The sequence below is a fragment of the Flavobacterium sangjuense genome (genome assembly GCF_004797125.1).
GTDB lineage: Bacteria > Bacteroidota > Bacteroidia > Flavobacteriales > Flavobacteriaceae > Flavobacterium > Flavobacterium sangjuense.
Genome location: NZ_CP038810.1, coordinates 1,238,960 through 1,255,998, shown reverse-complemented (window position 1 = coordinate 1,255,998; position 17,039 = coordinate 1,238,960). Strand labels below are relative to the sequence as shown.

Annotated in this window: 12 protein-coding genes; 5 read left to right on the top strand and 7 right to left on the bottom strand. The window is 35.8% G+C overall.

Features of this window, described 5'->3' with window-relative positions:
* Window positions 1-26: 26 nt before the first annotated feature.
* The 7 genes from cysK to gldJ form a co-directional block, all read right to left on the bottom strand.
* On the bottom strand, window positions 27-938 hold the full coding sequence (gene cysK / locus GS03_RS05535) for a cysteine synthase A (RefSeq protein WP_136151565.1): 912 nt from the start codon (window positions 936-938) through the stop codon (window positions 27-29).
* A 59-nt stretch (window positions 939-997) separates the two neighbouring features.
* Window positions 998-1,813, bottom strand: a complete 816-nt coding sequence (gene epsC / locus GS03_RS05530) for a serine O-acetyltransferase EpsC (RefSeq protein ID WP_136151564.1) — start codon at window positions 1,811-1,813, stop codon at window positions 998-1,000.
* Window position 1,814: 1 nt separating this feature from the next.
* Window positions 1,815-3,047 carry a sulfate adenylyltransferase subunit 1 gene (locus GS03_RS05525; RefSeq protein ID WP_136151563.1) on the bottom strand — a complete coding sequence of 411 codons (1,233 nt, stop codon included), beginning with the start codon at window positions 3,045-3,047 and terminating at the stop codon, window positions 1,815-1,817.
* 11 nt (window positions 3,048-3,058) lie between these two features.
* Window positions 3,059-3,964, bottom strand: a complete 906-nt coding sequence (gene cysD / locus GS03_RS05520; RefSeq protein WP_136151562.1) for a sulfate adenylyltransferase subunit CysD — start codon at window positions 3,962-3,964, stop codon at window positions 3,059-3,061.
* A gap of 18 nt (window positions 3,965-3,982) precedes the next feature.
* Window positions 3,983-4,678 (bottom strand): phosphoadenylyl-sulfate reductase, encoded by a 696-nt coding sequence (locus GS03_RS05515; RefSeq protein ID WP_136151561.1) that lies wholly within the window; start codon window positions 4,676-4,678, stop codon window positions 3,983-3,985.
* 545 nt (window positions 4,679-5,223) lie between these two features.
* Window positions 5,224-6,507 (bottom strand): UDP-N-acetylmuramoyl-tripeptide--D-alanyl-D-alanine ligase, encoded by a 1,284-nt coding sequence (locus GS03_RS05510; protein WP_136151560.1) that lies wholly within the window; start codon window positions 6,505-6,507, stop codon window positions 5,224-5,226.
* Window positions 6,508-6,578: 71 nt separating this feature from the next.
* Complete coding sequence (gldJ, locus tag GS03_RS05505) at window positions 6,579-8,309, bottom strand: gliding motility lipoprotein GldJ (RefSeq protein WP_136151559.1); 1,731 nt, start codon at window positions 8,307-8,309, stop codon at window positions 6,579-6,581.
* A 205-nt stretch (window positions 8,310-8,514) separates the two neighbouring features.
* Here gldJ and porU point away from each other — a divergent pair, with 205 nt between their 5' ends.
* The 5 genes from porU to GS03_RS05480 all read left to right on the top strand — a co-directional run bounded on the left by porU (window position 8,515) and on the right by GS03_RS05480 (window position 17,026).
* Window positions 8,515-12,378, top strand: coding sequence for a type IX secretion system sortase PorU (porU, locus tag GS03_RS05500; RefSeq protein ID WP_136151558.1), 3,864 nt, complete (start codon window positions 8,515-8,517; stop codon window positions 12,376-12,378).
* Window positions 12,379-12,415: 37 nt separating this feature from the next.
* Window positions 12,416-13,696 (top strand): type IX secretion system outer membrane channel protein PorV, encoded by a 1,281-nt coding sequence (gene porV, locus GS03_RS05495; RefSeq protein ID WP_136151557.1) that lies wholly within the window; start codon window positions 12,416-12,418, stop codon window positions 13,694-13,696.
* A gap of 72 nt (window positions 13,697-13,768) precedes the next feature.
* Complete coding sequence (gene cdd / locus GS03_RS05490) at window positions 13,769-14,251, top strand: cytidine deaminase (RefSeq protein ID WP_136151556.1); 483 nt, start codon at window positions 13,769-13,771, stop codon at window positions 14,249-14,251.
* Between the two features lie 139 nt (window positions 14,252-14,390).
* Window positions 14,391-15,392, top strand: coding sequence for a pyruvate dehydrogenase (acetyl-transferring) E1 component subunit alpha (pdhA, locus tag GS03_RS05485; protein ID WP_136151555.1), 1,002 nt, complete (start codon window positions 14,391-14,393; stop codon window positions 15,390-15,392).
* 2 nt (window positions 15,393-15,394) lie between these two features.
* Window positions 15,395-17,026: a pyruvate dehydrogenase complex dihydrolipoamide acetyltransferase gene (locus GS03_RS05480; protein ID WP_136151554.1), complete on the top strand. Its 1,632-nt coding sequence runs from the start codon at window positions 15,395-15,397 to the stop codon at window positions 17,024-17,026.
* The last annotated feature ends 13 nt before the right edge of the window (window positions 17,027-17,039 follow it).

Genomic DNA, 17,039 nt, shown 5'->3' with positions numbered 1-17,039 from the left:
TTTCACTTATAAAATAGTATTGCTTTTTAGAACAATCCTTCAATCGAAAGATAACGTTCGCCTGTATCATAGTTAAAGGTTAAAACAACTGCCTCATCAGGTAAAGAGGCTACTTTTTTGGCTACGGCAGCTAAAGAAGCACCTGTTGAAATCCCCACTAATATTCCTTCTTGTTTGGCAATTCTTCTGGTGTATTCAAAGGCTTCGTCTTTTGAAACCTGAATGACCTCGTCGATAAATTTTCCGTGATAATTTTCCGGAACAAAACCAGCGCCAATTCCTTGAATAGGATGTGGAGAAGGTGCGCCTCCACTTAATACCGGAGATAATTCGGGTTCAACCGCAATCACTTTTACATTCGGAAATTTGGCTTTTACTACTTCAGCCACACCCGAAATATGCCCTCCAGTCCCAACACCAGTGATGATATAATCCAATCCGTTAGGAAAATCGGCTAAAATTTCCTGTGCTGTAGTTTCTTTGTGTACCGTAACATTGGCTGGATTGTTAAATTGAGACGGCGACCATGCATTTGGCGTTTGGGCTACTAATTCGGCAGCTCTTTCAATAGCGCCTTTCATTCCTTTTTCACGTGGTGTCAAATCGAATGTTGCTCCGTAGATTTCCATCAATTTTCGGCGTTCCACACTCATGGATTCCGGCATTACCAAAATCACTTTATAGCCTTTTACCGCTGCCACCAATGCCAAACCAATTCCTGTATTTCCCGAAGTAGGTTCAACAATTACGCTATCCGGATTTAATAACCCTTTTGCTTCCGCATCTTCAATCATTGACAATGCAATTCTGTCTTTGATGCTGTTACCCGGATTAGATCTTTCCAATTTAATCCATACATTTTTATTGGCACCGTAAAGGCTGTTAATTTTTACTACCGGTGTATTTCCAATGGTTTCCAGAATGTTGTTTGCTTTCATTTTATTTTATTTTTAAGTTTCACTTCCTAATTTTTTGGTTATTGACAACAGGCTTTATTTTATATTACATAATTTAAAGGCTCAGGGAAATCACTTTTCTTTTTTATTGCGATTTCACTTTTATGATACACCAATGAATTTTGAGGTATCGATTGTGTTATCCACACATTACCTCCTATTACTGAATTTGCTCCAATTATGGTATTTCCGCCAAGAATCGTAGCATTAGCATAAATGGTTACATTGTCTTCAAGAGTTGGGTGTCGTTTTACAGAAGCGTTGTCTTTTGAAACCGATAATGCACCCAAGGTTACACCTTGATAAATCTTTACATTATTGCCAATTTTAGTCGTTTCCCCTATTACTATTCCTGTTCCGTGGTCGATAAAGAAATTTTCACCTATTTCAGCACCCGGATGCATGTCTATTCCTGTACGGCTATGCACATATTCCGAAATGATTCTTGGAAGAATTGGTATGTTCAACTTCCAAAAAACATTTGCAATCCTATACGCTGTAATAGCAAAAAAACCAGGATAGGCAATGAGTACTTCTTCTTTTGATTTTGCAGATGGATCAAAATTGACAATTGTTTCTAAATCGTTATTGAGAACATAATGCAAATGTTCAATTTGATCAAAAAAGTAATTAGAACACACCAGAATTTCATCTGTATCTTCAACTACTTTCGCCAGGATGTCCTGCAATTGTATATGAATTAGTTTTTCTTTATTTTGAAAAAATCTATAATTACTATACTCCTGATTAATATCGAATAACCAATTGATTAGTTCATCAACCCAATTCTCGACTTGTTTTTTATCAATGGGACTTTTAGCCCGTTCTTGATTTTTTATGTAGATAGTGTATGACATATTATATAAACATTAAGGATCCAACAGTATTATAAGTGGTTTCGTCAATTAAAATTGCATTGCCCGTTTTTGGGTTTTCATCAAAAGAATCAAAAAATAAAGGCTGACTTGTTTTGATGGTTATTTGAGCAATGTCATTTAACTTTATTTCATCCGATTGTGTGAATTTCCAATCGTTAACATTCCATTTTTGTTCTATTTGTTGCACTTTTACTCTAACATTTCTAAATCGATGTTGCAACAAATAAGTTTTATTTAAATGGAGTGGCGTATTGTCTAACCAAGAAATCCATGTTTTAATTTGATTTGATTCTGTTGGTAGTTTATTTGATAAAACAACGGTATCGCCACGACTGATGTCGATATTGTTTTCAAAATGAAGCACTACATTATCACCAGCAGCGGCAATAGTTACTTCTTGCAGGTTTTTTTCAATTTTATCAATTTTAGTTTCCAAATTAGCCGGAAGTATGGTTACAGTGTCACCGGTTTTATATGTCCCGCTCAATACCAAACCGGCATAACCTCGATAATCGTGATTTTCTTCATCTCTTGGACGTATAACTAACTGCACCTGAAAACGAGAATCTAAATTTTTGGTAGTATCCGGATTTATATTTTCCAAAATGGCTAATAATGGTTGCCCATTGTACCAGTTTGTGTTTTCTGAAACGGTTACTACGTTATCTCCAGCCAACGCACTTAGAGGAATATAGTGGATTTCGTTATAGTTTAATTCCGATTTCAATTTTTCAAAGTCGGCTTTAATTTGCTTAAATATGGATTGCGAATAATTCACCAAATCAATTTTATTTACTGCGACGATAATCTTTTTGATTCCCATCAACGAACCAATGCTGGCGTGACGTTTCGTTTGTTCTGTAATACCTTTTCTTGCATCTATCAAAACAATAATCACATCAGAATTGGAAGCTCCGGTAATCATATTCCGTGTATACTGCTCATGTCCCGGCGCGTCAGCTATAATGAATTTTCTATTTTTGGTAGCAAAATATTTATAGGCAACATCTATCGTAATTCCTTGTTCTCTTTCCGCACGAAGACCATCGGTAATCAATGATAAATCAATATCAACGTTCTTTAGTTTGGTCTGTTTTTGTAAAATACCCAATTGGTCAGTGTGAATACTATCAGAATCGTATAGTAGTCGACCAATCAGAGTACTTTTGCCATCATCAACATTTCCTGCGGTTATAAATCTTAGTGTGTTCATGTTTTGCATTTTTAAAAATATCCTTGTTTCTTTCTATCTTCCATTGCCGCTTCCGAAAGCTGATCGTCTAAACGGGTTTGTCCTCTTTCGCTAATTTTTGTAATTATAATGTCATCAATAATATCCTGAATGGTGGTGGCATTTGATAAAACCGCAGCAGTACAAGTCATATCGCCAACGGTTCGGTAGCGAACTTTTTCAACAACAACAGTATCTCCTTCTAATGGTTGGATAAACTTTGAGGTTGCTACTAACTTATCATGATGTACTATGCATTCTCTTTCGTGAGCGAAATACAAGTTTGGCAGCTCGATATTGTTCTTTTGAATGTAATTCCAAACGTCTAATTCAGTCCAATTGCTTATTGGAAAAACACGAACATTATTTCCCTTTTGTATCTTTCCATTCAAAATATCCCACAATTCAGGGCGTTGCAGCTTTGGATTCCATTGTCCAAAATCATCTCTAACCGAAAATATTCGTTCTTTTGCTCTTGCTTTTTCTTCATCTCTACGAGCACCACCAATGCAGGCATCAAACTCATTTTCCTGAATAATCTCTAACAAAGCATAGGTCTGAAGTGAATTTCTTGATGGAAATCGACCGGTTGTTTCTTTTAAATTGTGCCTTTTAATACTGTCTTCAACTGATGCCACAATCAATTCTTCTCCGATTTGATTTACCAAATAATCTCTAAAGGCAATAGCTTCAGGAAAATTATGACCCGTGTCAATATGTACCAATGGGAATGGAAATTTGCCAGGTCTAAACGCTTTTAATGCTAAATGAACTAAGACAATTGAATCTTTTCCTCCGGAAAACAAAAGAGCAGGTTTTTCAAATTGAGCTGCGGTTTCCCGAAGAATATAGATTGCTTCGTTTTCTAACTGTTCTAAATAATGATTTGTATTTGACATTGCATTTTATTTAATTAATTATCGATGTAATCCACATTCTTTTTTTGATTTATCTTCCCACCACCATCGTCCTGCTCTAAAATCTTCTCCCGGTTGTGTAGCTCTGGTGCAAGGTGCACAACCAATACTGACAAAGTTTTCATCGTGGAGTGTATTATAAGGAACTCCGTGTTTTTTAAGATAATTGACGACTTCTTCTGTTGTCCAATCTAATAATGGATTGTATTTGTAGAGTTGCCGTTCTTCGTCCCATTCTATTTTTTTTAAGTCACTTCGGTTGTCTGATTGTTCTGCTCTCAAACCGGTAATCCAGATAGAAACATCTTTTAAAGCTCTGGTCAATGGTTCAACTTTTCGGATAAAACAACATTCTTTTCGCAATTCAACCGAATTATAAAATGCATTTATTCCGTTTCCATTAACATAATTTTCTACTTTTTCGTTGTTTGGATAGTAAGCTTTAATAGTTGCTTTGTATTGTAAAAGCGTTTTGTCCCAAACAGCATAAGTTTGCGGGAAAAGTCTACCTGTGTCCAAAGTAAATACTTCAATATTTTCAATTTTATTTTGAAATATAATATGTGACAATACCTGATCTTCTATTCCAAAGCTTGTAGAAAAAACAATCTTTCCGCTTACTTGCGTGGAAAGATTCTTCAAGCTTTCTTCAATATTAATCTGACCATCCAAACTTTCTAAAAATTGATTTTGCATTGTTTTTATTTTAATTTATAACTTACTGAAAACAAAAAAGTCCCTTTGAATTTTATATCAAAAGGACTTTTACAATAGGATTAATTATACTATGATAAGGTCGTTCGCTTTTGATAATAGCATGGAGGTGCGCACAAGCACATCATACAACAACAGATCATAATTTTATTAATTTGAGAATTCATTTTATTATTTTTTTATTAAAAAAAAACCTCTGCGGTTTGCAGAGGTTTGATTGTATATATTTTAAAATTTAAAATTATGCAATAGCAGACCTCTGTGTAAAACTACACACCATCATACATGTATTGCAAACCATTAAATTCATTTTTCTTCTATTTTGATTTGTCAAACATCTGAATTATTTTTTGATTAACCAAATTAAATTCTAAAATTTTGTAAAAAATGCATGTATGACAGTTAATCCGCTTTTTAATCAATTATCCTCATTTATTTGACATAAATTTTAATAATTAATAAGTCTGAAATAAATCAACTTGCTATTATGAAACGATAATTACTCCATTTTTTATGGAGTTTTAAGTTTATAAATAGTCCAACGTACGCTCTAAAGCCATTCCTCTGGAACCTTTTATAAGAAGTGTTTTGTTTTCCAATTTTACTGTTGAAAGATATTGAGTAAAGTCTTCGAATGCATTATAAAAATGGAAGTTCGCTTTTTGAATACTATTTGCAAAAAAGTCTTTACCAACAAAGTGACATTCAAAAGAACCATTTTGATTCAAAAAATTGACTATAGCTTTATGCTCTGCCAGACTTTCTTCTCCAAGCTCATACATATCTCCAATGATGATACACTTATTCGTCTTGTCCAATTGAATAAAATTCTCCAACGCCACCATCATGCTACTCGGATTCGCATTGTAAGCATCTAATATGATTTCGTTAGTTCCTTTTGTCAAAAGTTGGGAACGATTGTTTTCAGGAATATAACTTTCAATCGCATCCTTTATATCGCTTTCCGGAACGCCGAAATGATTTCCTATAGTAATCGCAGCATTGATATTATTAGCATTGTAAAGCCCAATTAAATGAGAACTTATTTCAATTCCTGCTGTATTGATTTTAACAAATGGATTGGCGGTAACGCTTTCTATAAAAACAGTAGCGCTTTTATCTTTTTGACTAAACGTAATTCTGTTAAAATCTACGGTCTTTTGATTTTGGATTTCGTCATCAAGATTTACAAATACCGATTTGTCGTTTGCTTTGAGATAAGCATACATTTCGCTTTTTCCTTTTATTACGCCTTCTACTCCACCAAAACCTTCAAGATGTGCTTTCCCAAAATTGGTAATATAACCATAATTCGGCTGGGCAATTTCACATAGAAATTCGATTTCTTTTTGGTGATTGGCACCCATTTCTACAATTCCGATTTTTGTTTCAGCAGTGAATGACAATAACGTTAGCGGAACACCAATGTGATTGTTTAAATTCCCAACGGTTGCTTTTGTGTTGAATTTTTTGGAAAGCACCACATTAATTAATTCTTTAGTGGTTGTTTTTCCGTTACTTCCTGTTAATCCAATAATGGGAATATTTAGAAATTGTCTGTGAAATTTGGCTAAGGCCTGAAGTGTTTCCAAACTATCATTTACCAAAATAGTTCTGTCATCAATATAATAGTCGACGTTATCAATGACTACATAACTTGCTCCTTTTTCTAATGCTTCTTTGGCAAAAGTATTGGCATCAAAGCGTTCGCCTTTAATAGCAACAAAAAAAGAGTTTGGCTCAATCTTCCTAGTATCAATTGAGACTTTGCTGCACTTTAAAAATAAATCATGGATATTCTGAATGGTCATTGGGCAAAATAGTTAAAATAAAAAAGCCCTTAAAATTAGGGCTTTTTTGTTATTATTCATAAAACTAAAAACTAGTTTCTTGCTCTTTTCTTTTTGTCAGCTTTAGCACCAACTCTAGACATAGCACATCTGAATCCGATGTAGTCTGTAGCGATATCCTGTGGATAATATCTTCTTTGTGCCGGATCTAACCAATAAGCTCTGTCTCTCCAAGAACCACCTTTGTAAACTCTAACATCATCATTAACTAAAGTAGTACGTTTATTAGAACGGTCATATTTTTTAACCATATTTCCTAAACTATCTGTAGACACATTATGTTTTGGAGAATCATACATTCTTTGATCGTCTCTCAATTTCCCTTTTTCATCACCTTCTTCTGAACCACCAAATTTGAAATATCTCGTAGATTGTTTATCACCATCACGATAGTTTATGTTATTTGATTTATCAAAATTTTGTCTCAAATAAGTTTCTTTATCATCAACTGGTACTTGAGCAATTTGACCTGGGAAGTTTCTTGATATAATCTTACCATTTGACAACGTATCGAATTTTTGAGTTTCCGGAGTTACTAATTCAACTTTTCCGTCATCACCAATTTTATTCTTCATGTAAACGTTTCCTCTGTAGTAGTTGAAGTCGTTTGCTTCATCATCAACTATAGGTCTGTAAACATCAGCAACCCATTCGGCTACGTTTCCTGCCATATCATACAATCCAAAGTCATTTGGAGGATATGATTTAACTTTGTTCGTGATATCGGCACCGTCATCAGACCATCCTGCGATTCCACCGTAATCTCCTTTTCCTTGTTTAAAGTTAGCCAATTGATCACCTCTAACTTGTCTTTTTCCTGAACGTGTGTAACTTCCAGACCAAGGATATTTCTTTTGCCCTTTATAAGCATTGTATTCTCTTTGTCCTACATCAGCCGCAGCAGCATATTCCCACTCAGCTTCTGTTGGTAGTCTATATTCAGGTAAAATCAAACCCGAAGTTCTTTGTGCATAAACATTCTTTTTGCTGTTTCCGGCAGTATTGTTAGCGCCAGCTGCAGGGGCAGCACTAGCTTTTGGAGCAGTTCCTCTACCTTGACCTTTTTTCAAAACAAGCTTTTCGTCTCCGCCTTTTGCAGTAGATGGCGAAGCAAGATATGCCTCAGTACTGAAAACTTTATCAGCAGTCATCTCAGTAACTTTAGCGTCTTTCTTCAAATACTTTTGTTGTTCAAGGATATTTTCGTTCACACGATCCGTTCTCCATTTAGCAAATTCAGTCGCCTGAATCCAGTTAACACCAACTACAGGATATTCAGCATAAGCCGGATGTCTCAAATAGTTTTCTGTCATGGTTTCGTTATATCCTAATCTGTTTCTCCATACTAATGTATCCGGAGAAGCACCTTCATAGATGTTTTTGTAATTTTCCTGATCTGGCGGGAAAACTGTTTTCAACCAATTCAGGTATTCCATATACATCATGTTGGTTACCTCAGTTTCGTCCATATAAAAAGACATAACGTGTTGTTGATTCGGCGTATTATTCCAATCATGCATTACGTCATCCTGAACTTTACCCATAGTAAATGTTCCACCTTCAACCAAAACCAAACCTGGTCCAGTTGCTTGCTTTTTAAATTTAGAAGCGTATTGGAAACCTCCTTTTTTATCGTTGATCTTCCAACCTGTAGCCCTTGACCCGCCTTTAGGAGTACTGCTTTTTTTACTACAACTAGTAGAACCAACCATTATCACTAATGATAGTAATATTTTTACTGCTATAATTTTGTTTACTTTCATATTCATAGTAGGTATAAATTTCGAGGCGCAATATAAGTATTTACCATTAAATTGCAACAACTTTTTTTAATTAATACTAAATTCGCTCCCTGTAAGCGATTTTATATATAACGCAAAATTAGTAGTTTTATTGTATTTTGTCTCAAAAAAAATAATTTTTTGATTTTTTATACTAATTTTCAAAAAAACACGTTTACTGTATACTATGAAAAGGAATATTACTATTTGCCTGCTGTTTTTGAGCACCTTCTTAGCCATGGCTCAAGAACAAGGGAACGTTTCATTAAATTGGACAGCCAAAAAAGAATTGTCGTTTGGTCAATTTTCCTATATGGTTCCTCAGTTTGACACTCAAAATTATGAGTTTAATGTTTATTCCAAAACCGTATCCTATTCTTTAACAATACCTCTTAATAATAAGGTTAATGAAAATGCAGTTCAAATAACTAATCTTGTTTTTGAACCTATTCCGGAAAGCCAGCTTGGCGATATTGCCATAAAAAATATTCCTTCCGTTTTTAAATCATCTTTTAAAAGCTATAATGCGAGGGAAAAATATTATGGAAAAATTACGCTTACACCTATAGTTAAAGAAGGAAACTCATTTAAAAAATTAATCTCTTTCAGCTATGCTATTCCACAAACTGCCTCAAGGACACAAAATACCGTTAACAATGTTACTGTCATTGAAAACTCTGTTTTAAGTACCGGAAATTGGTATCGGTTTTATGTTCAAAAATCGGGCGTATACAAAATCACTAAAAGTTTTCTTCAAAGTTTAGGACTTAACACCAATGTAGATCCAAGAAAAATAAAAATTTATGGCAATGGCGGAAGAATGTTACCGCTCCTGAATTCTGTTGACTATCCTATGGATTTAACCGAAAATGCTATTCAGTTCATTGGGGAGAGTGATGGTATTTTTGACAATCAGGACTTTATCCTTTTTTATGCTGAAGGCATGGACAACTGGAATGACGACTACAAAAGCAGCTTAAATATTTATGCTGACAAGTCCTATTATTATGTAACCACACAAGGCGATTTTGGTAAGCGAATTGTTGACATGACACAGCCAACAGGAACGACAACAGCACCGATTACCACTTTTGATGATTATCAGTTTCACGAAGTTGATGAAGTTAATATTGAAAAATTAGGCAGAGTTTGGTTTGGAGAGAGCTTTAGTGTGGACAACGAGCAGGAATTTAAATTTAAGTTTCCAAATATTGTAAGTTCAACTCCTATTGAAATTAAAGCGCACGTTGCTGGCGTAACTTCAGTTATCAACAATTTTAAAATAGAAGCCAACACCCAGTTGGTTGGAACTATTGTTCTCGATCCCGGAAGTAGTGCTGATGCTTTAGTTATAGAAAGAAATTTTATTTCACCTACTACAGTATCAGGCGAAGATGTGACCATCAAAGTGACTTATGATAATGGGGCTGTACCAAGTTCAAAAGGCTATTTAGATTACATCAACATCAAAGCCAAAAGAAATCTTCAGACCTTTGGAAAACAATTCCGATTTCAATATGATCAGGCTGCTTCTATGCTGGGCGATATTGGTGAATACCAACTTTCTAACGCGGCATCCATCTCACAAGTTTGGGATATCACCGATAGGTTTAATGTAACCAAAACGGAAAATGCAACATCAAGTTTGTTCACTTTTAAAGCAAATTTAGGTGAAGTTCGAAAATATATTGCCATTGACAATTCCGATTACTATTCGCCACTAAAAGATTCGAAATCAAAAGTAGATATCCAAAATTTAAAAGGAACCATTTTTAACAATGCCCAAGGTGTATGGCAAAAAATTGATTATTTAATTATTACACCAAAATTCTTAAATGCACAAGCCGAAAAATTAGCTGCTTTTCACAGAAGTTATTCCAATCTGAATGTAAAAGTGGTGAATTTGGAAACTATTTATCCTGAATTTTCATCCGGAAAACAGGATATCGGAGCGATTAGAAATTTTATAAAATATGTTTATTTGAATGCTCCTATTGGTGAACGGGTAAAATATGTAAACCTTTTTGGTGACGCATCCTATGATTTTAAAGATCGAATTGCTAATAACACCAATATTGTCCCCATATATCAGGCACTGAATAGTTACTCGGAATCTCAGTTTTCATTTGCTTCTGATGATTTTTTTGGAATGATGACTGAAGACGAAGGCCGATTAGATTATGGTAATTCTTCATTCAATGGCGGCACCAGTATTAGTTTTGATTTAGGTGGAATCGATATAGCTGTAGGCCGAATGATTGTCAGCACTACACAACAGGCAGATGAAATGGTAAACAAAGTAATTGAATACCATGATTTGAAATCTTATGGTAGCTGGAGAACCAATTATGTTGCCATAGCCGACGATTCGGACAAACCTTCTGACGCAACTTTACAACTTAAACAAAATAGCCTTACCGATATAATAGTTGACGAAAAACCATTTATCAATTTCAAAAAAATATTGCTCGATTCTTATGAGCAGGAAACTTCAGCCGGTGGAAAACGTTATCCAAAAGCAAGAGAAGAAATTTTTGCTGCTTTCGAAAAAGGCGCACTTGTTTTCAACTACTTAGGACATGGTGGTGAAGATGGTTTATCTGGTGAACGTATTTGGGAAAAATCAGATGGTCAAAATTTGAGTAACCGATACAAGTATCCATTGTTTATAACCATTACTTGTGATTTTTCAAGATTTGACAATCCATATCGTCCAACTGCCGGTGAATATACTTATTGGAATCCAAGAGGTGGTGCAATATCAATGATAACAACCGTTCGCTCCATAGATCAAGGAAACGCAGAGGTGTTTAATGATAAACTATCCGAATATTTATTCTCCTATGATAGTGATGAATATACATCCATTGCGGAAGCGCTTCGTCTTGCTAAAAATTTTAACTCAACCACTGCCAGTAACGTTGTGTTTTATTTAGGTGATCCGGCTTTAATGTTGGCTATTCCAAAACCAAGAGTAGTTTTGACTAAAGTTAACGACATGCCTGTTACCGGACCAATTGATGATTTTCAATCGCTGGCATTTGTCAAGTTAGCCGGAGAAGTTTTGGATGAAAACAATAATCCGCTGCCTTCTTATAATGGCGAATTAATGGTCAATATTTTTGATAAAAATGTAACCCGCACTACGCTTAACAACGACAACAATAGTCCGGCAATGAATTTCGTAAATCTGGGAGAAACTATTTTTAGAGGAAATGCTTCGGTCACAAATGGCCTTTTTGAGTTTGGCTTTGTGGTTCCAAGAGATATTAGAATTCCTGTTGGCAACGGAAGAATTAGTTTTTATTCCAAAAGAAATCAGATTCTTTTAGACAAATACGGGCAAAATACGGATATCAAAATTGGCGGAATCAACACTAGCGCTGTGGCTGATAATACCGGACCAACTGTAAAACTATATATGAATGATGAAACATTCGTAAATGGTGGTATTACAAACGAGTCACCGTTTTTCTTAGCCATACTCGAAGACGAACATGGAATAAACACGGCGAGCGGAATTGGTCATGATATAGTTGGTATTCTTGATGGAGACGAAACGAGACCTTACATCATGAATGATTATTATCAAACCGAATTAGATGATTATACAAAAGGCAGGGTTTATTTTCCTTTCCGGAATTTAGCTCCGGGTTTACATACCATTACATTTAAAGCTTGGGATGTATATAATAACCCTATCACTGCTGAAATTCAATTTGTGGTGGTTGGTGATGAAAGAATTGCGCTTGAACATGTGCTGAATTATCCAAATCCTTTTGTGAGTTACACCGAATTTTGGTTTTCTCACAACAGACCATTTGAACCTTTGGATGTGCAAGTGCAGGTAATGACCATCACTGGAAAAATTGTTTGGACAAAAAATCAAACCGTAACAACAGATGGTTTTCTTTCCAGAGAAATAACCTGGGATGGCAAAGATGATTTTGGCGACCGAATTGGTAAAGGTGTTTATGTCTATAAATTGACCGTAAAATCCACTTTATCGAATAAAAAGGCAGAAAAAATAGAAAAACTTGTTATCCTTTAGGAAAATACTATATTTGTTAACTTTTATAAAATTGAAAATGAAAAAAATTGCAATACTATTTTTATTAGCCTCATTACAAAATATTAATGCACAGCAAACACAAATAAGTACTCAAGATAGCAGAGTAATTACTACTGGTGTTCCGTTTCTTTTAGTAGCAGCCGATGCCCGCGCTGCTGGATTGGCCGACCAAGGAGTTGCTACTTCTCCGGATGCTTTTTCACAACAATGGAACCCTGCAAAATATGCATTTGCTACCGACAAACAAGGTTTCACAGCAAGTTATACTCCTTATTTAACTGATTTAGTTAATGATATTTCATTGGGACAAGCTACTTACTATAACCGATTCAATGAGAGAAGTGCATTTGCTGTAAGCTTACGTTATTTTGGTTTAGGTGAAATAGAATTAAGACAAAATGCTGACGACGAACCTCAAATTGTTAAGCCGAATGAATTAGCGCTTGATGGTTCTTATGCTTTGAAATTAAGCGAACGTTTCTCTATGTCGGTTGCCGGACGATATATTCGTTCTGCTTTAAGAATTCCATCCGGAGAGTCTACTGATTCCAAACCGGCAAGTTCATTTGCAGTCGATATCGCAGGTTATTATGTAGGTGAAGAAGCCGCTTTTTCCGATTTTAATGGTCGTTTACGTCTTGGTTTTAATTTCCAAAATATGGGACCAAAAATCAACTATGACGCGGGTGCTTCTGATGATAACAGCGCTAACTTCCTTCCGGCTAACTTGAGAATTGGTGCTGGTTACGACTTTATTCTTGACGATTTCAACAAAGTAACTTTAAGCGTTGAGTTGGCGAAACTTTTAGTACCAACTCCTCAATATAGAGTAGACCCTGTTTCAGTTGAGCCAGTTGATTTAAATGGAGATGGAGATAATACAGATCCTGACGAAACAGCTGCAGCACTTGAACAGTATAATTCCAATGTAACAGCTGCTAATGAGGAAAATGCATCTACCAGAGCTGACTACAACAAAATAAACTGGGTTTCCGGTATCTTCTCCTCTTTTGGTGATGCGCCAGGTGGATTTAGCGAAGAGCTTAAAGAGTTTACCTATTCTATTGGTACCGAATATTTATACCAGGATTCATTCGCTTTCCGTTTGGGATATTTTCATGAAAGTCCGGTAAAAGGAGCCAGAAAATTTTTCTCACTTGGAGCCGGATTCAAATACAACGTAGTTAAAGTAGATGTATCGTATTTATTCTCTGCATCTAAAGTGAAAAACCCATTAGAAAACACACTTCGTTTCTCATTATCCTTTAACTTTGGTGATAAATACGACGATTATTAGTAGATAGTAAATTATAAAAATAACATCCAAATTTCAAAAAAGAGATTTGGATTTTTTTTCCTCGATAATTAAATGAAAAAAATAGAAATCAACACCTCGTTTACCGCATTTCAATATGTTGAAGAACTTCCTCAGGATGTTCAGTCTTTAATGAAGCAAGCTGTCGAAGTCAGAAAAAATGCTTATGCTCCTTATTCAAAATTCAGAGTTGGTGCGGCGCTACTTTTAGATAACGGAAAAATTGTTTTAGGTTCAAACCAGGAAAACGCTGCATATCCATCGGGACTTTGTGCTGAAAGAGTTGCTATTTTCCATTCAAATGCAATCTATCCTGATGCCCGAATTGTAAAAATGGCAATATCGGCAGCATCTGATACAAATCCAACTCTTACTCCAATTCCACCTTGTGGTGGTTGCAGACAATCAATTTCTGAATATGAATTCAAACAAAACACACCAATAGAAATCTATTTTATGGGTGAAAGTGGTGAAATTTATAAATCAGATTCGATTAAAAATTTATTACCGCTAACCTTCGACAAAAACTTCCTTTAACTGTAAAAAATTACTCTTTTAAATTTTACTTCTTACTCGGAATGTTTTACTTTTGCCTTTCGCAAATTTGTATGTGAGTGAACTATTTTGCGTTGAAATATAATTTACAACTTAATAACGCTTTAGCAAAAAGTAAAAAATGAAAGAAGTAACAAAAGAAGTTTATTTAAAGTGGTACGAAGACATGCTGCTTTGGAGAAAGTTTGAAGACAAACTTGCAGCACTTTATATTCAACAAAAAGTTAGAGGATTTCTACACTTATACAATGGTCAGGAAGCCGTTTTAGCTGGTGCTTTGCACGCTATGAACTTAGGCGGAAAAGACAAAATGATTACGGCCTATCGTAATCACGTGCAGCCAATTGGAATGGGTGTTGACCCAAGAAAAGTAATGGCCGAACTACTTGGAAAAGTAACCGGAACCTCAAAAGGAATGGGTGGTTCAATGCACATCTTCTCAAAAGAACACGGATTTTATGGTGGTCATGGTATCGTTGGAGCACAGATTCCGGTTGGTGCCGGTATGGCTTTCGCCGATAAATATTTTGAAACTGGTGGTGTAACGCTTACCTATTTTGGTGATGGTGCAGCGCGTCAAGGTTCATTACACGAAGCGTTCAACATGGCAATGTTATGGAAATTACCCGTAGTTTTCATTTGTGAAAACAATGGTTATGCAATGGGAACATCTGTTGAAAGAACCGCTAATCATACAGATATTTGGAAACTTGGTTTGGGCTACGAAATGCCATGCGGACCAGTAGACGGAATGAATCCTGTAAAAGTTGCCGAAGCTATGCACGAAGCTATGGAAAGAGCACGTCGTGGTGACGGACCAACTTTCTTAGAAATGAAAACATACCGATACAGAGGTCACTCCATGTCGGATGCACAATTATACCGTTCGAAAGACGAAGTAGAAGAATACAGAAAAATTGACCCAATCACTCAAGTGCTTGATATCATCAAGGAAAAAAACTATGCAACAGATGCAGAGATTGAAATCATTGACGAAAGAGTAAAAGATTTAGTAGAAGAGTGTGCAACATTCGCTGAAGAATCTCCTTTCCCTGAAGTACAACAATTGTATGATGTGGTTTACGAACAAGAAAATTATCCTTTCATCCCTCACAGACTATAATTATGGCAACAAAAATCACAATGCCGCGTTTGAGCGATACGATGACAGAAGGAACTGTTGCTACTTGGTTGAAAAAAGTAGGTGACACAATAAAAGAAGGTGATATCCTTGCGGAAATCGAAACTGATAAAGCTACAATGGAATTTGAATCTTTCAATTCCGGGACTTTATTATATATAGGAATTAAAGAAGGTGAAACTGCAGTTGTAGATTCATTATTAGCAATCATCGGAAATGAAGGTGAAGATATTTCGGGATTAATTTCAGGTGTTGCAGAAGCTGCTCCGGAAGTTAAGGCTGAAGCTCCGGCTCAAACTGCTTCTGAAGCTCCAGCTGCTGCATCGGTTCCGGCTTCATTACCAAAAGGAGTAATCGTAGTAACTATGCCTCGTCTTAGTGATACGATGACTGAAGGAACTGTGGCAACATGGTTGAAAAAAGTAGGTGACGAAGTTAAAGAAGGTGATATCCTTGCTGAAATCGAAACCGATAAAGCTACGATGGAGTTTGAATCTTTCAACGCTGGTACTTTATTGTTTATCGGAATTAACGAAGGACAATCGGCACCAGTTGACAGTGTTTTAGCTATCATCGGTCCTGCAGGAACAGATATTTCAGGCATAGCCGAAAACTATAAAAAAGATGGTGCTGCACCAGTTGCTGCTCCGGCAACAACTGAACAATCAGTAACAGCTGCTCCAACAATAGAAGCTACCCAAACAACAACTGATGGAGGAAGAATTTTTGCTTCGCCATTAGCAAAACAAATTGCTAAGGATAAAGGAATTAATCTTTCTCAAATAAAAGGTTCTGGTGAAAACGGTCGTATTACTAAAAGTGATGTCGAAAACTTTACACCTGGAACTGCTGCTGCAAGTCCGGTTGCACAACCGACAACTGACAACGCACAAGCTGCTGCAACTGTGGTAAAACCATTTGTCCCAGCGGGAGAGATAGCAACAGAAGAAATCAAAAATTCGCAAATGCGTAAAATCATTGCGAAACGTTTAGCAGAATCATTGTTTACTGCACCACATTACAACTTAGTAATTGAAGTAACAATGGACGAAGCAATGAAATCAAGAGCAGTCATTAATAGCGTTCCGGATACCAAAGTATCTTTCAACGACATGGTGATTAAAGCTAGTGCACTGGCGTTGAAAAAACATCCAAAGATCAATTCACAATGGTCAGCAGAAGCTATTACCATCAACTATCACGTAAATATTGGTGTTGCTGTAGCAGTTGAAGACGGATTAGTAGTTCCGGTATTGCCATTTACTGATGGTATGAGTTTATCTCAAATTGGCGCAAGCGTTAGAGATCTTGCAGGAAGAGCAAAAAGCAAAAAGTTATTACCTTCAGAAATGGAAGGAAGTACTTTTACTATTTCTAATCTTGGTATGTTCGGTATTACTGAATTCAACTCAATCATCAACCAACCAAATTCTGCTATCCTGTCAGTAGGAGCAATTGTAGAAAAACCGGTTGTAAAAAATGGCCAAATTGTAGTTGGAAACACTATGATGTTATCATTAGCTTGTGACCACAGAACTATTGACGGAGCAACAGGAGCGCAATTCCTGCAAACCTTGAAACAGTATATAGAAAACCCGGTTACGATGCTGGCATAAGCCAATTCGTTTT